The sequence below is a fragment of the Bradyrhizobium sp. UBA2491 genome, assembly GCF_002341725.1.
GTDB lineage: Bacteria > Pseudomonadota > Alphaproteobacteria > Rhizobiales > Xanthobacteraceae > Bradyrhizobium.
In genome coordinates this window covers 29,812-50,201 of the sequence record NZ_DDOP01000089.1, presented here as the reverse complement: position 1 = coordinate 50,201, position 20,390 = coordinate 29,812, and the positions used below count along the sequence as shown (strand labels likewise).

General features: G+C 65.4%; 16 protein-coding genes. 11 read left to right on the top strand and 5 right to left on the bottom strand.

The window, feature by feature from the left end; genetic code table 11:
• Window positions 1–87 precede the first annotated feature (87 nt).
• The 5 genes from B2W55_RS30165 to B2W55_RS30145 are packed head-to-tail and all read left to right on the top strand — an operon-like array spanning window position 88 to window position 5,853.
• A complete protein-coding gene (locus tag B2W55_RS30165) occupies window positions 88–1,665 on the top strand; it encodes an ABC transporter substrate-binding protein (protein WP_024583669.1) in 1,578 nt (525 codons plus the stop codon).
• Complete coding sequence (locus B2W55_RS30160; RefSeq protein WP_024583668.1) at window positions 1,662–2,663, top strand: ABC transporter permease; 1,002 nt, start codon at window positions 1,662–1,664, stop codon at window positions 2,661–2,663. Before B2W55_RS30165 ends, B2W55_RS30160 begins: the two co-directional genes overlap by 4 nt.
• A complete protein-coding gene (locus B2W55_RS30155; RefSeq protein WP_024583667.1) occupies window positions 2,663–3,496 on the top strand; it encodes an ABC transporter permease in 834 nt (277 codons plus the stop codon). Before B2W55_RS30160 ends, B2W55_RS30155 begins: the two co-directional genes overlap by 1 nt.
• Window positions 3,493–5,193: a dipeptide ABC transporter ATP-binding protein gene (locus B2W55_RS30150; protein ID WP_024583666.1), complete on the top strand. Its 1,701-nt coding sequence runs from the start codon at window positions 3,493–3,495 to the stop codon at window positions 5,191–5,193. The genes B2W55_RS30155 and B2W55_RS30150 overlap by 4 nt, the downstream gene beginning before the upstream one ends.
• A gap of 24 nt (window positions 5,194–5,217) precedes the next feature.
• Window positions 5,218–5,853, top strand: a complete 636-nt coding sequence (locus B2W55_RS30145) for a pyridoxamine 5'-phosphate oxidase family protein (protein ID WP_024583665.1) — start codon at window positions 5,218–5,220, stop codon at window positions 5,851–5,853.
• 401 nt (window positions 5,854–6,254) lie between these two features.
• Here the strand turns inward: B2W55_RS30145 and B2W55_RS30140 are convergent, their stop codons facing one another.
• The 4 genes from B2W55_RS30140 to B2W55_RS30125 all read right to left on the bottom strand — a co-directional run bounded on the left by B2W55_RS30140 (window position 6,255) and on the right by B2W55_RS30125 (window position 12,952).
• Window positions 6,255–9,407 carry an efflux RND transporter permease subunit gene (locus B2W55_RS30140; RefSeq protein WP_024583664.1) on the bottom strand — a complete coding sequence of 1,051 codons (3,153 nt, stop codon included), beginning with the start codon at window positions 9,405–9,407 and terminating at the stop codon, window positions 6,255–6,257.
• Between the two features lie 13 nt (window positions 9,408–9,420).
• A complete protein-coding gene (locus B2W55_RS30135) occupies window positions 9,421–10,338 on the bottom strand; it encodes an efflux RND transporter periplasmic adaptor subunit (protein WP_024583663.1) in 918 nt (305 codons plus the stop codon).
• Between the two features lie 255 nt (window positions 10,339–10,593).
• Entirely contained in the window at window positions 10,594–11,247 is a 654-nt protein-coding gene (locus B2W55_RS30130; RefSeq protein ID WP_024583662.1) for an OmpA family protein, read from the bottom strand.
• A 139-nt stretch (window positions 11,248–11,386) separates the two neighbouring features.
• Entirely contained in the window at window positions 11,387–12,952 is a 1,566-nt protein-coding gene (locus B2W55_RS30125; RefSeq protein WP_024583661.1) for a caspase family protein, read from the bottom strand.
• Between the two features lie 373 nt (window positions 12,953–13,325).
• On the opposite strand from B2W55_RS30125, the gene B2W55_RS30120 reads away from it, so the two are divergent.
• Window positions 13,326–14,132 (top strand): N-acyl homoserine lactonase family protein, encoded by an 807-nt coding sequence (locus B2W55_RS30120; RefSeq protein ID WP_024583660.1) that lies wholly within the window; start codon window positions 13,326–13,328, stop codon window positions 14,130–14,132.
• Between the two features lie 61 nt (window positions 14,133–14,193).
• Window positions 14,194–15,075, top strand: coding sequence for an NAD(P)-dependent oxidoreductase (locus B2W55_RS30115; RefSeq protein WP_024583659.1), 882 nt, complete (start codon window positions 14,194–14,196; stop codon window positions 15,073–15,075).
• A 313-nt stretch (window positions 15,076–15,388) separates the two neighbouring features.
• On the opposite strand, the gene B2W55_RS30110 is transcribed toward B2W55_RS30115, so the two are convergent.
• Window positions 15,389–15,874 (bottom strand): MarR family winged helix-turn-helix transcriptional regulator, encoded by a 486-nt coding sequence (locus B2W55_RS30110; RefSeq protein WP_043855134.1) that lies wholly within the window; start codon window positions 15,872–15,874, stop codon window positions 15,389–15,391.
• Between the two features lie 240 nt (window positions 15,875–16,114).
• Here B2W55_RS30110 and B2W55_RS30105 point away from each other — a divergent pair, with 240 nt between their 5' ends.
• The 4 genes from B2W55_RS30105 to hmgA are packed head-to-tail and all read left to right on the top strand — an operon-like array spanning window position 16,115 to window position 20,303.
• Window positions 16,115–17,743 carry an FAD-dependent oxidoreductase gene (locus B2W55_RS30105; RefSeq protein WP_024583657.1) on the top strand — a complete coding sequence of 543 codons (1,629 nt, stop codon included), beginning with the start codon at window positions 16,115–16,117 and terminating at the stop codon, window positions 17,741–17,743.
• A gap of 9 nt (window positions 17,744–17,752) precedes the next feature.
• Complete coding sequence (locus B2W55_RS30100; protein WP_024583656.1) at window positions 17,753–17,980, top strand: DUF2783 domain-containing protein; 228 nt, start codon at window positions 17,753–17,755, stop codon at window positions 17,978–17,980.
• A 20-nt stretch (window positions 17,981–18,000) separates the two neighbouring features.
• The gene (locus B2W55_RS30095; protein ID WP_024583655.1) at window positions 18,001–18,954 is read left to right on the top strand and encodes an MBL fold metallo-hydrolase; all 954 of its coding nucleotides are present in this window, start codon (window positions 18,001–18,003) and stop codon (window positions 18,952–18,954) included.
• Window positions 18,955–18,956: 2 nt separating this feature from the next.
• On the top strand, window positions 18,957–20,303 hold the full coding sequence (gene hmgA / locus B2W55_RS30090) for a homogentisate 1,2-dioxygenase (protein ID WP_024583654.1): 1,347 nt from the start codon (window positions 18,957–18,959) through the stop codon (window positions 20,301–20,303).
• Window positions 20,304–20,390 lie beyond the last annotated feature (87 nt).

Below are 20,390 nucleotides of genomic sequence, written 5' to 3'. Positions count from 1 at the left end.
GCGCGGGTGACCGCGTTTGGCAACAATGCCTCACCCCGCGACATTCGCCGAAATCGAATGTGAGAGGCGCGGCGACGGAGAGGTCCGATGAACAGACGCGAATTCACCAAGGCGATGCTGGCCTGCGGTGCCGCCATCCCGTTCGGCATCACGCGGGCGACGGGGCAGACCCGCGGCGGGACGCTCAATACCATCATCCAGCCCGAACCGCCGGTCCTGGTGACCGCGTTGAACCAGCAGCAGCCGACCCTGACGCTCGGCGGCAAGATCTATGAAGGCCTGCTGAAATACGGCGCCGACCTCAAGCCGATGCCCGGCATGGCACAGTCCTGGGAGATTTCGCCCGACGGCCTGACCTATACGTTCAAGCTGTTTCCGGGCATCACCTTCCACGACGGCAAGCCGATGACCTCCGAGGACGTCGTCTTCAGCTGCATGAAGCTGCTGGTGGAAACGCACCCGCGCGCCCGGCAGAATTTTTCCCGCGTGGCGTCGGCCGAAGCCCCCGATCCGCTCACCGTCGTGTTCAAGCTGAAGCAGCCGTTTGCGCCGTTCATCGGCTGCTTCGATTGCACCTCCGCGCCGATCGTGCCCAAGCACATCTACGACGGCACCGACTATCGCAAGAATCCGGACAACGACAAGGCGATCGGCACCGGCCCGTTCAAGCTGAAGGAATGGGTGCGCGGCTCGCATGTGCACCTCGTCCGCCACGACGGCTATTATCGAAAGGACGAGCCTTATCTGGACGAGATCGTCTACCGGGTGATCCCGGATGCGGCATCGCGGGCGCTCGCGCTCGAGAACGGCACGGTGCAACTGGTGCAATGGTCGGACGTCGAGTTCTACGACGTGCAGCGCTTCAAGGCGCAGAAGAACCTCGAATTCACCACCAAGGGTTACGAGTATTTCGCGCCGCATCAGTGGCTGGAGATGAACAACCGCATCGCGCCGATGAACGACAAGCGGTTCCGGCAGGCGGTGATGCACCTGATCGACCGCGAGGCGTTCAGCAAGCGGGTCTATTTCGGCAATGCCAAGGTCGCGACCGGCCCGATCTCGTCGAAGACGCGGTTCTACGATCCGAACGTGAAACGCTACGAGTTCTCGGTCGACAAGGCCAAGGCGCTGCTCGACGAGATGGGCTTGAAGCCCGGCGCCAACGGCAAGCGCGCCGAGATCAAGTACATCGTGCCGCCCTATGGCGAATCCTATCAGCGCGCCGGCGAGTTCTTCCGCCAGAGCTTCGCGCGGGTCGGCATCGATCTCGTGCTGGTCGGCACCGACATGGCCGGCTGGGCCGAGAAGGTCGGCAACTGGGACTACGAGATGACCCAGAACCTGCTCTACCAGCTCGGCGACCCCGCGCTCGGCGTCGCCCGCACCTATGTCTCGTCGAATATCAAGAAGGGCATCCTGTTCTCGAACACCCAGGGCTATTCGAATCCCGAGGTCGACAAATTGTTCGACGAAGCCGCAGTGACGCTCGACGAAGCCAAGCGCCAGGAGCTCTACACCAAGGTGCAGCAGATCCTGGTCGAGGACGTGCCGGTGGCCTGGACGCTCGAGATCGAGTATCCGATCATCTACGACAAGGCGTTCAAGAACATCGTGACGACGGGCATCGGCTCGCACGAAACCTTCGGGTCGGTCTACAAGTCGTGACCCGGCTCGGGAGCGCAGCGGCGATCGGGCTTCAGGCGATCAGCCGTATCGCGCAGCTCGTCGCCGTGATCCTCGTCATCGCGACGTTCAACTTCGTGCTGGTGCGGGCCGCCCCCGGCGATCCGGCCCAGGTGATGGCCGGGCAATCCGGCGCCTCCGACCCGAAGCTGCTCGACGATCTGCGCAAGGAATACGGGCTCGACAAGCCGTATTTCGTGCAGCTCGTCAGCCATCTCGGCCGCGTCGTCAGGCTCGACCTCGGCTATTCCTACCGCCAGCGCCGTCCGGTGGTCGACCTGATCCTCGAGCGGCTGCCGGCGACGCTGCTGCTGACGGTCACCGCGTTCTGCCTTGCGCTCCTGATCGGCACCGCGCTCGGCGCACTGGCGGGGCTCGCGGCGGGCAGCGTGCTCGACACGGTGTTCACGGTGCTCTCGCTCGTGCTCTATGCGACGCCGGTGTTCTGGCTCGGCCTGATGCTGGTGCTGGTGTTCTCGGTGACGCTCGGCTGGCTGCCGCCGTTCGGCTACGAGACCATCAACGTCCAGCTCTCGCCGATCGAGCACGCGCTCGACATCATGAAGCACATGATCATGCCGGTCATCTCGCTGGCGGCGATCTATCTGGCGATCTATGCGCGGCTGATGCGCTCCTCGATCATCGAGGTCGCGCAGCAGGACTTCATCAAGACGGCGCGCGCCAAGGGCCTGTCCGGCACGCGCATCGTGGTCGGTCACATGCTGCGCAACGCGCTGGTGCCGGTCGTCACCGTCGCCGGGATGCAGGCCGGCGCGCTGGTCGGTGGCGCCGTGGTGATCGAGACGGTGTTCGCCTGGCCCGGTCTCGGCCGCCTGACCTTCGAGGCGTTGCTGCAACGCGACTATCCGGTGCTGCTCGGGATCTTCTTGATCCTTTCGATCGTGGTGATCGCACTCAACCTCCTGACCGACCTGGTCTACCGGTTGATCGATCCGCGCATGACCACGGGGGCGGCGTGATGGAGACCGTGCGCGCCTTCCTGCGTCATCCCAGCGGCATGATCGGCCTCGTCCTGCTGCTGGTCGTCGTCGTGGTGGCGATCATCGCGCCGATCGTGTTTCCGGTCTCGCCCTGGGAGATGGTCGGCGCACCGTTCACGCCGCCGGGTGAGGACGGGCTGTGGCTCGGCGGCGATACGCTCGGCCGCGACGTCGCGGCAGGCGTGGCCTATGGCGCGCGCGTATCGCTGCTGATCGGGATCGCGTCGGCGCTCGCGGCGATGGCGATCGGCGTCGTGGTCGGCGCGATCTCGGGTTATTTCGGCGGCAAGGTCGATCTGGCGCTGATGCGGATGACGGAATTGTTCCAGACCATTCCGGCCTTCGTGCTGGCCATCCTGTTGGTCGCGACCTTCAATCCGTCGCTGCTCACCATCATCCTGACCATCGGGGCGGTGAGCTGGCCGCCGCTGGCGCGGCTGACGCGTGCCGAATTCCTGCGGCTTCGGCATCGCGAGTTCGTCGAGGCGGCGATCTGCCAGGGCGAGCGCACCTGGCGCATCGTGCTCGGCCACATCCTGCCCAACGCGATCTCGCCGATCCTGGTCGTGACCTCGCTGACGGTCGCGACCGCGATCCTGTTGGAGAGCGCGCTGTCCTTCATGGGGCTCGGCGATCCCAATCTGATGTCATGGGGCTTCATGATCGGCGCGGGCCGCACCGTGATCCGCAATGCGTGGTGGATGAGCGTGTTTCCCGGCCTTGCCATCCTCCTCACCGTGCTGGCGATCAATCTGTTCGGCGAGGGGCTGTCCGACGTCCTCAACCCGCGCGTCTCGAGGCGCCGCTCATGAGCGAAGCCGTGCAGAGCAACGCGCCGGTGCTTGCGGTCGCAAATCTCTCGATCGCGCTTCCCGAGGGCGGCGACCGGCCGTTCGCGGTCGAGAACGTGTCGTTCGAGATCAAGCCGAACGAGGTCGTCTGCCTGGTCGGCGAATCCGGCTCCGGCAAGTCGATGATTGCGCACGCGGTGTTGCAGCTGTTGCCGCGCGGCGTCGACGTCGCGTCCGGTGCCGTGACGGTCGCGGGGCAGGACCCGTCCAAGCTCGATAACCGTGCTTTGCGCAGCCTGCGCGGCGGCAATGCCGCGATGATCTTCCAGGAGCCGCTGTCCTCGCTCAATCCGCTGAAGCGCGTCGGCAAGCAGATCGAGGAGATGATCCTGGCTCACCAGCGGCCCGCGCCAGCGCCGGCCGAGTTGCATGAGCGCGTACAGACGCTGCTGACCCAGGTCGGGCTGCCGAACCCGCTTCTGCTGGAGAAGAGCTACCCCTTCGAGCTCTCCGGCGGGCAGCGCCAGCGCGTGATGATCGCGATGGCGATGGCCAACCGGCCTGCGCTGTTGATCGCGGACGAGCCGACCACGGCGCTCGACGTCACGACCCAGCGCCAGATCCTGCGCCTGATCGACGATCTCCGGCGCGAGCGTGGCATGGGCGTGCTGCTGATCACCCATGATTTCGGCGTCGTGGCGGACGTCGCCGACCGTGTCGTGGTGCTGCGTCACGGCAAGGTGGTCGAGCAAGGCACCGTCAATGAGGTGCTGCGCAATCCGCAGGCGGCCTACACGCGCGAATTGATCGACGCGGTGCCGAAGGCGCGGCTCGCCGATATCCAGGCGGCCACCATCGCTCGTCCCGAGCCGCTGCTGGAAGTCGTCGGCCTGCAAAAGACCTTCCGGGTCAAGCGCGGCTGGTTGCAGCCGCCGCGCGAGGTGGTCGCCGCGGACGGCATCTCGTTGACCCTGCATGAGGGCGAGACGCTGGCGGTGGTCGGCGAATCCGGTTCCGGAAAATCGACGCTCGGGCGCATGATCATGCGGCTGACCGAACCGGATGCCGGCGCGATCCGCTTTGGCGGGGCAGATCTGCGGCAGTTGCGTGGCGAGGCGCTGCGCCAGGCACGGCGCCAGCTCCAGATCGTGTTCCAGGACCCATTTGCCAGTCTCGACCCGCGGCAGAAGATCGGTGATGCGATCGCGCGCGGCCCGATGGCCTATGGCACCGCGCGCGGCGCGGCGACGGAGCAGGCCAAGAAACTGCTGCTGCGGGTCGGCCTGTCGGAGGCCGCGGCGGATCGCTACCCGCACGAATTCTCTGGCGGCCAGCGCCAGCGCATCTGCATCGCGCGGGCGCTGGCGCTCAAGCCGCGGGTCCTGATCGCCGACGAGGCGGTGTCGGCGCTCGATGTCTCGGTGCAAGCCCAGGTGCTGGCACTGCTCGCCGAACTGCGGCGGGAGATGCGGCTGGCGATGATCTTCATCACCCATGATCTGCGGATCGCCGCCGAGATCGCCGACCGCGTCATCGTGTTGCAGAAGGGACAGATCGTCGAGGAAGGCGCTACCGCCGAGGTGTTCAGTGCGCCGCGTCAGGCCTATACCCGCGACCTGCTCGAGGCGATCCCGGGCCGCGACTTCTTCGACCAGCCCGGCTTCGCGGCGGATGCGCGCGGTGCATCGAGGATCGCCTCGGGCGCCGACGCGGTATAGACTAACAACAAAGGGAGGTTCGCTATGGATCAGCAGGGCGCAGGCGGCAAGCCGCCGGTCAAGTCGCAGGAGGATCTTCGCGCGCATTTCGGGCAATTGAGCCCGCTTGCCGAGAAGAAGGTGCTCAACCATATCGACAAGTTCTGCCGCGACTTCATCGCGCTGTCGCCGTTCCTGGTGATCGCTTCCAGCGACGGCAACGGCCATGCCGATGCCAGCCCGCGGGGCGATGCGCCGGGCTTCGTCTCGGTGATCGACGACAAGACGCTGTTGATCCCGGACCGGCGCGGCAACAACCGGGTCGATACGTTCGGCAACATCATCGCATCACCCGGGATCGGGTTGATCTTCCTGGTGCCCGGCATCAACGAGACGCTGCGCATCAACGGGCGCGCCGAGATCTCGCAGGAGCCGGATCTCCTGACCCCGCTGACGGTGCAGAACGTGACCCCGGTCATCGGCCTCAAGGTGCATGTCGACGAAACCTACTTCCATTGCGGCAAGGCGCTGATGCGCTCGAAACTCTGGAACCCGGCGGCACAGGTCGAGCGCCACAGCTTCCCGACGCTCGGCCGCATCATCGCCGAGCAGACCGCTGCCGTTGAGGTCGAGACCGCCGAGAAGGCGATGGAAGAGGCGTATCGGACGCGGCTGTACTAGAGCGTTTTCGAGCGAAGTGGATACCGGTTCGCGTGAAGAAAACGCGTCAAGATAAGAACCTAAAGCGGGATGAGTTTTGGTTGAGTCGACTTGGCGCGGTCTCCGTCCACCTCTCCCCGTCGGGGAGAGGTCGGCGCGAAGCGCCGGGTGAGGGCTCTAGCCCTCTCGATAGACTGTAACCCCTCACCCGATTTGCTGCGCAAATCGACCTCTCCCAAGGGAGAGGTGAACTTTCGACGCATGATTTCGGAATATTAGAAATATAACCTTGATTTGCCCGGCGTGTCAAGTTGCCTCGTCTAACGCCGGCCGCCCTCAGCTGCTTTGCATGGGGTTGTTTTCGATATTTTGAAGGAAGTCATCCTTTACGGATCGCGCCGCTGACGCCGCGCGACCCCGGCTTACTCCGCCGCCGGCGAGATCATGTTCGGCGGGCCGCCTGGCCGCTTGCTCTGGTCTTCCTGATGATCGACCGGGGTCAGCTCGTGGTCGGCATGCGAGACGATCAGTCGCTTGCCGAAGCGCCAGATCAGGGCGCCGATGTCGTCCATCACCATGAACATCGCCGGCACGAACACCAGCGACAGCACGGTCGAGAAGATCAGGCCGCCGATCACCGCAAGCGCCATCGGCGAGCGGAACTCGCCGCCGGCGCCGAACGCCAGCGCTGACGGCATCATGCCGGCGGCCATCGCGATCGTGGTCATCACGATCGGCCGGGCGCGCTTCATGCCGGCGTCGATCATCGCCTCCTCGCGCGGCTTGCCGTCGCGGATCGCCTCGACCGCGAACTCCACCAGCATGATGGCGTTCTTGGTGACGATGCCCATCAGCATCAGGATGCCGATCCAGACCGGCGTGGTGAGCTGCTTGCCGGTGAGCAGCAGCGCCGCGATCGCGCCGCCGATCGAGAGCGGCAGCGAGAACAGGATGGTGATCGGTTGCAGGAAGGTGCCGAACAGCAGCACCAGCACCGCATAGACCATCATCAGGCCGGCGGTGATCGCGGTGGCGAAGCCGTCGGACAGTTCGGCCAGGCTCTCCGCGTCGCCGGACGGGCTGACTTTGACGCCCTTCGGCAGGCTCTTCATGACCGGCAGGTCGTAGATCAGCTTGGTGGCGTCGCCGAGCGCGGCATTGCCGACGAGGTCGGCCGCGACGGTGGCCTGCCGCTCGCGGTCGTAGCGGTTGATGCTGGTCGGGCCCTGGTCGAGCTGGATGTCGGCGACGACCGAGAGCGGCACGCCGCCGCGTTCGCCGCGCTGGCCAAGCGGCACGCGCAGCTGTTCCAGCATTTGCAGATCGCTGCGCGCGTTGTCCTCGAGCTGGACCCGGATCGGCACCTGGCGGTCGCCGGCGTCGAACTTCGCCAGCGCCGGACCGACATCGCCGATGGTGGCGACGCGGATGGTCTGCGACAGGCTCTCGGTCGAGACGCCGAGCCGCGCCGCGAGCTCGGCGCGCGGGCGGATGCGCAGCTCGGGCCGGTCGAGCGCGGTCTCCGAGATCACATTGGCGATGATCGGGATCCGCTTCATCTGCGTCGCCAGCTCGCTGGCGACGTTGTTGACGATGTTGCTGTCGGTGCCGGTGACGACCAGCGAGATGGCGCGCAGGCCGTTCTCGTCGAGGAACCAGAACCTGATGTCGGGGACGTTGTCGAGCTCCTTGCCGATCGCGAGCTCGAGCTCGCGCTGGGTGATCTTGCGGTCAGCCTTCGGCGTGTAGTTGATGATCAGGGCGGCGCGGCGCACCTCCTGGATACCCGGCGGCACGCGGCCGCCGTCGACGAACACGCTCCTCACCTCCGGCCGCTTGCGCAGGCGCGCCACGATCTCCTCGGTGACCTTCTCGGTGTAGGCGAGCTGCGAGCCGGGCGGCAGCTCCATCGCCAGCAACGAGCGCGCGGTGTCCTGCGCCGGCAGGAAGCCCTGCGGCAGCAGCGTGATGCTCCAGATCGACGCCGCGAAGATTCCGAAGCCGACCAGCACGGTGATGTAGTGATGCTTCACCGACCAGGCGACGAGGCCGTGATAGCTGCGCAGGATGCGGCCGGGCGGCGGGTCGTCGTGGTCGTGATGCTTGAGGAAATAGGCGGCCAGCATCGGCGTCACGAAGCGCGCCGCGAGCAGCGAGAAGAATACCTGCACCGACACGGTGATGCCGAACTGCTTGAAGAACTGTCCGGCGATCCCGGACATGAAGCTCGCCGGCGCGAAGATCGCGATGATGGTGAGCGAGATCGCGATCACCGCGAGGCCAATCTCGTCGGCGGCTTCCAGTGCCGCACGGTAAGGCGTCTTGCCCATCCGCATATGGCGGACGATGTTCTCGATCTCGACGATGGCGTCGTCGACCAGGATGCCGGTCGACAGCGTGATGGCGAGGAAGGACACCAGATTGAGCGAGAAGCCGAGCAGGTCCATCGCCCAGAATGCCGGGAAGATCGACAGCGGCAGCGAGACCGCCGCGATGATGGTGGCCCTGATGTCGCGCAGGAACAGCAGCACGATGATGACGGCGAGGATCGCGCCTTCGAACAGTGTCGAGATCGCGGCTTCGTAATTGCCCTTGGTGAACTCGACCGAGGTGTCGATCAGCTTGAGGTCGACGTCGGGATAGGACGCCTTGAGCGCGTCGATCCGCTTCTGCACCGCCGCCGCGACCACCACGTCGCTGGCGCCCTTGGAGCGCTTGATGCCGAGCGCTACCACCGGCTCGCCGTTGAAGCGGGCGAAGGTGCGGCGGTCGGCGATGGTGTCGGTGACGGTGCCGAGATCGTCGAGCCGGATCTCGCCGCCGCCGAACAGCGGGATCATGGTGCCGGCGAGCTCGTTCAGCGTCTTGGCGCCGGCCAGCGTGCGGATCGCCTGGTCGTTCTTGCCGATCTCGGCGCGGCCGCCGGCGACGTCGACATTGGTGCCGCGCAGTATCTGGCTGACATTGACCGCGGTGAGCCCCACCGCCTGTAACTTGTCGGGATCGAGCGAAACCAGGATCTCGCGCTCGACACCGCCGATGCGCTCGACCTGGGCGACGCCGCGCACGCCTTGCAGCGCGCGCTTGACCACGTCGTCGACGAAATAGGACAGCTGCTCCGGCGTCTTGCCGGGCGAGATCGCGGCATAGGTCACGATCGGCAGCCCGATCACGTCGACGCGCTGGATCAGCGGCTCGGTGACGTTCTGCGGCAGGTTGGCGCGCACCCGCGTCACCGCGTCCTTGACGTCGTTGAGCGCGCGGTCGGTGTTGGTCTCGAGCGCGAACTGGATCGTGGTCACCGACAGGCCGTCGGTGATCGAGGACGAGATGTGGCGCACACCCTCGACGCCGGAGACGCCGTCCTCGATCGTCTTGGTGACCTGCGATTCGAGCTCGGAGGGCGCGGCGCCGAATTGCGAGACCGCGACCGAGATCACCGGAATGTCGGCGCTCGGCAGCCGCGTCACGGCGAGCTTGGTGAAGGAGACCCAGCCCAGCACGAGCAGGATGATCGAGAAGACGATCGAGGGAAGCGGGTTCCGGATCGACCAAGCCGAGATGTTCAAAGCCATTAGCGTGCCCGATTTACCGTGATCGCGTGCGATCGAGTTCGTCGGCGAACATGGTCTTGATCTGGTCGCCGTCATGCAGCGAGGTGCCAGCGTCGGCCACGACGATTTCGCCGACGTCGAGGCCTTCAAGGATTTCGGTCGAGGTGTCGGAGGTCAGCCCGACCCGCACCCTGCGGGTCTCGACCGTGTTGTCCTTCACGACCTGCAAGGTGAGACGGTCGATCGCGGTGCGCGGCACGGCGACGCCGCAGGAGCGCTTGGCGTCGATATTGGCGCGGGCGAACATGCCGACCTTCAGCGTCGGATTGTTGTTGATGGTGATGCGGACGTGGCCGAGCTGGGTGGTACGGTCGATCTGCGGCGAGATCTGGCGGACCTTGCCGACCATGTCGGGCGCATCGTCGCGGCTGATCCGCACATTGGCGCCGGGATTGAGCTTCAGGAGCTGGAAACCCGGCACCTCGGCGTCGAGCTCGATCTCGTTGTTGATCGAGATCCTGAACATCGGCGGGGCCTGCGGCGAGGCCGGCGCGCCGGCCGCGGTGCGCACCTCGGTGACGAGCCCGGCCGCCGGCGCGCGCAGCACGATCGGCTTGGCGTTACCCTGGGCGGCCTGCTGCGGCGGCGGGGTCAGCCGCGCCAGTTCCTGGTTCTCGGTCACGGTATCGCCCTCGCGGACCAGCACGTCGGTGACCCTGGAGCCGTCCTGGTCGACATTCACCTGCGCCTCGCGGCGCGGCACGATGAAGCCGGTGACGCGGACCATGTCGGAGAAGCAGGCATTGGTCGATTTCGTCACCACCACCAGCGCCTGCCCCGGGGTCTCCTTCTCCTCGGGATGGGAGCGGTGGTCGAACGCGTAATAGGCAGCAGCGAGGGCGACGAAGACCACGGTGCCGAGCGCGGGCTTGAGGTACTGGGAAAAATTCATCGCCGGATCAATCCAGAACTTGGCGCGTCAGAACTTGTCGCGCTTTGGGCACTCGCAGTCTCATCCCGCTCGTCACCTTGTTGCTTGAGCATGCGGACACAGGCTCACCATTGTTCCCGATCGCGCTCTGACGTCATGTGAGGCGGGTCACTATATGCGCGGCGTCCGGGCGTCGCCAAAAGCAAATGCGCCCCGCCGGGGTGCGGGGCGCATTGTAACGGCAAAAACACGGCACGCCACGCCATCAATTCGGGGTCATTTGGCGGCGGTGGCCTTGTTTTCCATGTTCACCACCTGCACGCGGCGGTTCACCTCGGACAATGGCTGGCTCGGGTCCTTCAGCCTGCTCTTGCCGTAGCCGACGGTGACGAGGTCGGTGCCGTTGATGCCATATTTGTCGACCAGATAGCGCTTGATGGCGTCGGCGCGACGCTCGGAAAGGCCCTGATTGTACTCCTCGCCGCCGGCGGCGTCGGTGTGACCGGCGACCACGAAGGTCGAGCCCTTCAGATCGGGGTTGGTCAGGGCACGCCCGAGGGCCTGCACCGAGGGCATCGACTTCGTGCTGATATCGGCGGAGTTGTAGTCGAAGTTGATCTCGAGATCGATCTTCGGCTTGTCCTGCACGATGGTCGCGATTTCCTCGCGCTCGGCCGAGGACAGCGAGCGGGTGGCGCGACCGCGCATGCTTTGCACGAACTTGGCCTGGTCGGCGTTCAGCCCGGGCGACGAGGTCTGCGGGCCGGCCGAAAGGCCGCGGGTGAGCGGCTTCTTCTCGGGCGTGAGCGCCCTGACGATCTGATCCTCGGTGACGTCGTCACCGGCGCGGGCGGCGGCCATGCCGAACGACAGCGCGGCGCCGATGGTCACGATTGAGAGGATCGCGGCCTTTGCCGACGGCTTGAGCATTTTGGTCCCTCCTGCGCGGCCTCGCGCGGTTCCAATGACTTGTCGGATCAATCGCCGGCAATGGCGACCGGCGCACACCCTCTGATTAGTCGCACCATTCCATCGGCGGTTCGAGCCGCGGGCAGTCCCGGCCGGTTTGTCAGTGCACGCCGTAGTCGGCGAACTCCTTGACGATGTTCGGGTCCATCGCCTTGGCGTTGGCGATGTCGAGATCGCCTTCCGAGATCGCGCCGTTGCGCTTCTTGGCAAGGCCGCGTCCATACAAGGACGAAGTCAGCCGCGGGTTGATCTTCAGCGCGGCGTCGAAATCGGCGATCGCGTTCTTGTTCTGCCCGCCCTTCAGGTTCATCAGTCCGCGGCTGTCGAGCGCGTCGACGAAATTCGGGCGCAGCCGCAGCGCCTCGTTGCAGTCCTTGAGCGCCGCCGGCAGGTCGCCGAGCACGGTGCGGACCCAGCAGCGGTTGTTGTAGGCCTCGACGTCCTTCGGGTTCAGCCGCAGCGAGTTGGTGAAGTCCTTCACCGCGAGGTCGTAGGCGCCCTTGCTGGCATAGACCTGGCCGCGGCGATACAGCGCGGCGGCATCATCGGGATTCTTGTCCAGCCGGTCGCTCAGGCTCTTGATGGTCGGATCATCGGCCAGCGAGGGCGGGTTGCTCGGTCCTGGCGTCGGCTGGGTTACTACCGGCGGCGGGGGCGCGGGTGGCGGTAGCGCGACCTCGGGCGTCTTCGGCGCTGGTGGCGGCGGCGACGTGGTGGGGGCTGTCGCGACCGACGGCTTCGACGGCGCCGGTGGTGGCGTCGGCGCTGCTGCCGCCGGAGGTGCCGGGGTTGCCGCGGGCGGCGCGGGTGGAGGCGGAGCGGGCGGTGCCGTTGCGACCTCGGTTGACGGACTTGCAGCAGGTGCGGGCGCGGCGCTTGGAGTTCCCGGTGCTCCGCTCGGAGTTCCCGGCGCTCCGCCCGGAATGAACGAGAAGTCCTCGGCCAGTGACGACGAAATCCACGGCACCTGTTCCTGCCGCGAGGCGCGGGTGACGCCGACCCGGGTGCGGTTCAACGTTTCCTCCGCCATCAGGTCCGGGGTGCGGATCTCCTTCAGGAGTTCCCGCACGAACAGGCTGCGGTCGCTGCCATTGTCCGAGACGACGGACGACAATGCGGCCGAATACATCACCAGCGTACCGTTGGGTGCGATCACCGGGGCAAGGCCTGCCGAAAAGCTGCGGAAGCGGCGCTCGAATGGGTTGCGCCTGGAGGCATCGATCAGCGCGATCTTCACCCCGGCACCGCGGCTGTTGATCTCGCCGAGCACGGTCTCGAGGCTGAAGCCGTCGCGGCGCACGTCGGCCTCGGCCCAGATCTGGGCGTCGACCGGGATCATGTAGCTCTGCCGGTTCGACTGGATGCCGTAGCCGGAAAAGAAGATCAGCGCGGCCGAGCCGGGCTTGATCTTGCCGTACAGCCGGTCGAAGGCGCGGCGCATGCCGTCGCCGGTCAGGTTCTCGCCGACCTCGACGGTGAAGCCGTCGCGCTTCAGCTCGTCGGCGACGTCACGCGCGTCGTTGACCGGCTCCTTCAGCGGCGCGTCGGCGTCGGGATATTTGGCGTTGCCGATGACCAGCGCGAAGCGATCGCCGGCGGCGAAGGACAAGGTCGGCGACGCGATTGAAAAGATCAGCGTGGCGAGCAAGGCAAGGCGGATTTTCATAATCGCGGCAAATCCAGATCGCGGCATTCCAATGGAAATGGCGCCGCTACGAGCCTGCGCCTCGGGAAACCCTACTCTAGCGAAAATCCATTATCAAACCACGGCCAAACCCCCGTCAACGGCCTGCGACAGCCTCGCCGATCGCGGTGACCGCGGCGAGGCCGCAGTGCAACAGCATGCGGTCATGGCGGCTATCGCCATCGTGGCATGGTGCCGGTTCCGGCGAGCCGATAATGTGACTGCTCTCACAGTGGCCGCTCCGCCCTGTCATGCGCTCGTCGCACTGCGCGCGGTTTGACCTTTGCGCAAGGCGATGGCTTTGTGTGCGGGACGGCAAGCCATTCAAAAGACGACCGCAAACAAGAGCGAACCGATGGGAAACGCCTACGAGATCTACGCCCTGCGCTATGCGACGATGTCGCCGCGCACGCCCCACCTCAATTTCCTGGTCCCCGATCCGCACGACACCACTGCGCAGGATCTGGATTACTTCGTCTGGCTGGTGCGTGGCCACGGCCGCGACATCCTGGTCGATACCGGCTTCAACGCCGAGGAGGCCAAGGCCCGCGCCCGCAAGCTGACGCTCAACCCGGTCGACGCGCTGGCCAATTTTGGCGTCAGCGCCGACGCGATCCGCGACGTCATCGTCACCCATCTGCATTATGACCATGCCGGCAATCTGGACCGCTTCCCGAACGCCAAATTCCATCTGCAGGAACGCGAGATGAGCTACGCGACCGGCCGCTGCATGTGCAACGGCATGCTGCGTCATCCGTTCTCGATCGAGCACGTCACGCAGATGGTGCGCCACGTCTACGGCGAACGCGTCACCTTCCATTCCGGCGACGGCGAGATCGCGCCGGGCGTCACCGTGCATCGGGTCGGCGGCCATTCCGATGGCTTGCAGGTGGTGCGGGTCGAGACCGCGCGCGGCCCGGTCGTGCTGGCGTCGGACGCCGCGCATTACTACGCGAACCTGCACAGGAAGAGCCCGTTCCCGATCGTCTACAATGTCGGCGACATGGCGCAGGGCTGGGAGACCGTCGAGCGGCTTGCCGGTCATCCCGACCGCTTCATCCCCGGCCACGATCCGATCGTCAGCGAGATCTACCCGCGCGCCAGCGACAAGGTCGATGCGTTCGCGCTGCATCTGGCACCGTCGCGATCATTCGCGAAATAGCCTCGCCGATCGGGCGGGGCGCATCTGCAACACGTGAAGAAACGTCAAAAGAAGAAGCGATATGACTGACACCAAGACTCTCGGATTCATCGGCCTCGGCGTGATGGGTGAGCCGATCTGCCGCAACTTGGTCAAGAAGAGCGGCAAGCGCGTCGTCGTGTTCGACCTCGCGGCTGAACCCTTGCAGCGCTTGCGTGCCGACGGTGCCGAGGTGGCCTCATCGGTCGCCGATGTGATCAAACAGAGCGACGTGCTGTTCCTGTGCCTGCCGAGCGCCAGGCATGTGCGCGCGGTGTTCGAAGGCGATGGTATCTTGAAGAATGCGAGAGCCGGCCAGGTCGTGGTCGATCTCGGCACGTCCTCGGTCAGCCAGACCCGCGACTTTGCCGCGCAGCTCAAGGCCAAGGGCGCGGCCTGGGCCGACGCGCCGATCGCGCGCACGCGGCAGGCGGCGCAGGACGGTACGCTCAGCGTGATGGTCGGCGCGGAGCCTGCGCTGTATGCCGCGATCGAGCCCTTGATCCGCTGCTTCGCCACCGATGTCACCAATTGCGGTGACGTCGGCGCCGGGCAGGTGACCAAGATCCTCAACAACATGGTGCTGTTCGAGACCGTGAATGCGCTGGCTGAAGCCGTCGCGGTGGCGAAGCACAATGGCGTCGATCCGAAGCTGCTGCTGGATACCCTGTCGAAGGGCTCCGCCGACAGCTTCGCGCTGCGCAACCACGGCATGAAGGCGATCGTGCCCGGCGTGTTTCCGGAGCGCGCGTTCTCGACCGAATATGCGCTGAAGGATTTGTCCTACGCACTGGAGCTCGCGGCTGACGCCGGCATCAAGATTCGCGGCGCCGAACTGATCGGCACGGTTCTGCAAGAGGCGATCGAGAAGGGATCGAAGGACAATTATTTCCCTGTGATCGCCAAGCATATCGAGGGGGCGTAGGTCTCGCACCGTCGTCATTCCGGGGCTCGCGCAGCGAGAGCCCGGAATCCATTGAGCCGCATGTTCCGCCGATGAATGGATTCCGGGCTCGTGCTTCGCACGCCCCGGAATGACGAGGAGATGGAGTTGCTTAAGGCGGGTGCGCCAAGCCAACCCGGCGTCGTCCTGGCGAAAGCCAGAACCCATGATCACAAATGTCGCTTGTTGCGCTTTGCTGCAACGACGAGTCCCGTTCACGACGCCGGCCGCAGCGTATGTGTCCTGGCTTTCGCCAGGGCGACAGCGGAGCGCGTGGCGCAAGCGGAGTTCGTGTCTAATACACGTCCTTCGCGTCGGCCTCTTCGCTGGTCTGCACCAGTTCGAGGCTGGTCTCGACCTTGCCGAGCAGGCGTCCGAGATCGCGGCGTTCCTGCGCGGACAGGCAGGACAGGATCTCCTGCTCCTTGCGTAGAAGCCTTGGGATCAGCTCTTCGTACAGCGCCTGGCCCTTCCGGGTCAGTCGCAGGCGGAATTCGCGGCGATCGTCGGCGTTCTCGACGCGCTCGACGATCTCGCGCTCCATCAGCGCCGACACCGCGCGGCTGATGGTGGATTTGTGCGTGCGGGTGCAATGGGCGATGTATTGCGCGCTGCAAGGATCGCTGCGGAAGCCCAGCGTGGCGAGCACGCGCCATTCCGGAATATCGAGGCCGTAGCGCGCCTGATATTCGCTCGACAGCGCCGAGGACACTTCGGCCGCCAGCCGGTTGAGGCGGAACGGCATGAAGTGGAAGAGGTCGAGACGCTTCTTGGTCGTCATGGAATCGTCGCGCGCGTCCGCTTCCACGGTGCTGCGCGGCCGTGCTGGAGGCTGGCTTGCAGAAGTCCTGGCCAAAAATCCCTCCAATTTGAGTTGACGGCGGCCCCGACTGGGGGTTTAAGATAGTTGCAAGTGAGACTAATTTAGCAAGGTCGCGGCCGGCTCGCAAGATGCTGGTCGTAAGCCGGTCACACAAGCCGCAGCGACAAGCCGGCTCACGGGAACATCCAGGGTCACGCAATGGCATCAGCCAATACGGCACAGGCCAAAACCCAGTTCGGCTATCGCCGTCACCCCGACCAGGAGCGGTCGGGCGCCAACGTCGCAGAATATCCGGTCGTCGTGGTCGGCGCCGGGCCGGTGGGTTTGTCGCTCGCGATCGATCTGGCGCAGCGCGGCCAGCGCGTGGTGCTGCTCGACGATGCCGACCGGATCGGCGAAGGCTCGCGCGCAATCTGCTTCTCGAAGCGCTCGCTGGAGTTCTGGGATCGGCTCGGCGTCGGCGACCGCATGGTCGAGAAGGGCGTGGTCTGGAGCGTCGGTAAGATTTTTCACGGCGCCTCGCAGCTCTACCAGTTCAACCTGCTTCCCGAGGAAGGCCACAAGCGGCCTGCTTTCATCAACCTGCAGCAATTCTATGCTGAGGCCTATCTGGTCGATCGCGTCGAGCAGTTGCCGGAGATCGACCTGCGCTGGCGCAACAAGGTGATCGCGCTGGAGAGCCGCAATGACGGCGTTGCGCTGACCATCGCGACGCCCGAAGGCTCGTACCAGGTGCACGCCGCCTTCGTCGTCGCCTGCGATGGCGCCCGCTCCTCGTTGCGCCAGATGGTCGGCGCGGAGTTCGCAGGCCAGGTGTTCGAGGACCAGTTCCTGATCGCTGACGTCAAGATGACGGCGGCGTTCCCGACCGAGCGCTGGTTCTGGTTCGATCCGCCGTTCCATGCCGGACGCTCGGCGCTGCTGCACAAGCAGCCCGACGATATCTGGCGGATCGATCTGCAACTCAATCCGGATGCCGATCCGGTGGCCGAGAAGCAGCCGGAGAATGTCCGGCCGCGGATCGCGCGCATGCTCGGGCACGATAAGTTCGAATTCGAATGGATCTCGCTCTATAAATTCCAGTGCCGCCGGATGGCCAGGTTCATCCATGGCCGGGTGATCTTCGCCGGCGATTCCGCGCATCAGGTCTCGCCGTTCGGCGCTCGCGGCGCCAATTCCGGGCTCGAGGATGCCGAGAACCTGGCGTGGAAGCTGGATCGCGTGCTGCGCCGGCTCTCGCCGGAAAGCCTGCTGGAGAGCTATCACATCGAGCGCAGCGCGGCGGCGGACGAGAACATCCGCGAGTCCACCCGCTCGACCGATTTCATGGCGCCGGTGACGAAGCAGGAGGCGCGGCTGCGGCAAGCCGTGCTGTCGCTCGCGGAGGATACCGAGTTCGGCAAGCGCATGGTGAACGGCGGCCGGCTGTCGGTGCCGTCGGTCTATGACACGCCGCTATCGAGTGGCGATCGCGACGAGTGGCGTGGCGGTCCGCGGCCCGGCACCTCGATGCTGGATGCGCCGGTGACGGAGCAGGGCGGTGCGTCGACCTATCTGACCGACGCCTTCATCAGGCAGGGAACGCGTTTCACGCTTCTGGCGTTTTCCAATGGTGCCACGATCGATGTCCCCGAAGGCGTCGGCACGATCAGGGTCGGTGGTACCGATGGCCTGATCGATGCCCAGGGTCATGCCGGCAAGCGCTACGATGCCGAGCCCGGCAGCGCCTATCTGCTGCGGCCGGATGGTTATGTCGCGGCGCGGTTCCGCAATGCGGCGCGGCCGGTGCTGGACGCGGCGCTGGCGCGCGCATCAGGCGCGAACTGAGGATCCGTCATGGCGCTGTCGACCAGTTCGAACTTCGCAAAGCCCGATGACGCTTTCCGCGCCATCGTCGAGGCGCATCGCGGCCTCACCGACGCGCAGAGCGCCGATCTCGATGCCGCGCTGGTGCTGGTGCTCGCCAACCATATCGGCGACCTCGACGTGCTGCGCGAGGCGATCGCGCTGGCGAAGCGGCGGATGCTGGACCCGAGCCAGCAGCAACAACAGCAACAACAATAGCGAAAGACAGGATTGAACCGATGGCCAAGGGCTTTGCCTCCACCACCGACCTCGCGGAGAAGAAGGTCACCTTCTCCGAGATCGGCACCGATCTCTACGCCTTCACCGCCGAGGGCGATCCGAACACCGCCGTGATCGTCGGCGAGGACGGTTGCCTGGTGTTCGACGCGCAGGCGACGCCGGCGATGGCCAACAAGGTGATCGAGCGGGTCAAGACCGTCACCGACAAGCCGATCAAATATGTCGTGCTGTCGCACTACCACGCGGTGCGCGTGCTCGGTGCTTCCGCCTACAAAGCGCAGGGCATCGTGGCCTCGCAGGAGACCTATCGCCTGATCGAGGAGCGCGGCCAGCAGGATTGGGATTCGGAATATGGGCGCTTCCCGCGCCTGTTCCAGGATGCCGCGAGCATCCCCGGCCTGACCTGGCCGACGCTGACCTTCGAGGGCGAGATGTCGATCTATCTCGGCAAGCGCGAGGTGCGGCTGATGCAGCTCGGCGCCGGCCACACCTCGGGCGATATCGTCGCCTGGGTGCCGGATGCCGAGGTGATGTTCTCCGGCGACCTGATCGAATATCACTCGGCCTGTTATTGCGGCGATGCGCACTTACGCGAATGGCCGATGACCTTGAACGAGATCCGCGCCTTCAATCCGAAGGCGATCGCGCCGGGCCGCGGCGATGCGCTGAAGGGCCTCGAGACCGGCCGCGACGCGATCGCGATGACCCGCGATTTCGTCACCACGCTTTATGGTGCCGCTGAATCGTCGGTCGCCAAGGGCCGCTCCTTGAAGGAATCGATGGCGGCGACGCGCGAGGTGATGGACCCGAAGTTTTCGAGCTTCGCGATCTATGAGCACTGCCTGCCGTTCAACGTGTCACGCGCCTATGACGAAGCGTCCGGGATCGACGATCCCGTGATCTGGACCGACAAGCGCGACCAGGAAATGTGGGCCGCCCTGCAAGGAGGATAGTGATGAACATCAATACCTCGCCTGATCGGATCGCACGCAGCACCGCGCAGGTGACGCCGGGCTACATGTCCGGCTTCGGCAACAGTTTTGAGACCGAGGCACTCCCCGGCGCGCTGCCGATGGGGCGCAACTCGCCGCAGCGTTGTGCCTACGGGCTCTATGCCGAGCAATTGTCCGGCTCGCCGTTCACCGCGCCGCGTGGCACCAATGAGCGCTCCTGGCTCTATCGCATCCGCCCGTCGGTGCGGCACTCCGGTCGCTTCGCCAAGGCCGATGCCGGGCTGTGGCGCACCGCGCCGTGCCACGAATACGACATGCCGATCGCACAGCTGCGCTGGGACCCGGCGCCGATCCCCAAGGAGGACATGACCTTCCTCCAGGGCGTGCAGACCATGACCACGGCCGGTGACGCCAACACCCAGGCCGGCATGGCGGCGCACATCTATCTCATCACCAGATCGATGGTCGATCAGCATTTCTACAATGCCGACGGCGAGATGATGTTCGTGTTGCAGCAGGGCAATCTGCGGCTGGTTACCGAATTCGGTCGTATCGATGCCGAGCCGGGCGAGATCGTGGTGATCCCGCGCGGCGTCAAATTCCGCGTCGAGATTCCAGATGGACCGGCGCGCGGCTATCTCTGCGAGAATTACGGCGGCGCCTTCACGCTGCCGGAGCGCGGCCCGATCGGCGCCAACTGCCTGGCCAATTCGCGCGACTTCCTGACGCCGGTCGCCGCCTACGAGGACAAGGACACGCCGACCGAACTCTACGTGAAATGGGGCGGCGCGCTGTTCAAGACCACGCTTCCGCATTCGCCGATCGACGTGGTCGCTTGGCACGGCAATTACGCGCCCTACAAATACGACCTGCGCACCTTCTCGCCGGTCGGCGCGATCGCCTTCGATCATCCCGACCCATCGATCTTCACGGTGCTGACCTCGCCGTCGGAGACCGCGGGCACCGCGAATATCGACTTCGTGATCTTCCCGGAGCGCTGGATGGTGGCTGACAACACCTTCCGTCCGCCGTGGTACCACATGAACATCATGTCCGAGTTCATGGGCCTGATCTACGGCGTCTACGACGCCAAGCCGCAGGGCTTCGTGCCCGGCGGCGTCTCGCTCCACAATTGCATGCTGCCGCACGGCCCCGACCGCGATGCCTTCGAGCATGCCAGCAATGGCGAGCTGAAGCCGGTGAAGCTGACCGGCACGATGGCCTTCATGTTCGAGACCCGTTTCCCGCAGCGCGTGACCAAGCACGCGGCAACGTCGTCGACGTTGCAGGATGATTATTCGGACTGCTGGAAGGGATTGGAGAAGAAGTTCGATCCGACCAGGCCGTAACCGGTTGTCATTCCGGGGCGCGCGAAGCGCGAGCCCGGAATCCATTTCTCCGCGGTAAACGTGACCTGATGGATTCCGGGCCTGCGC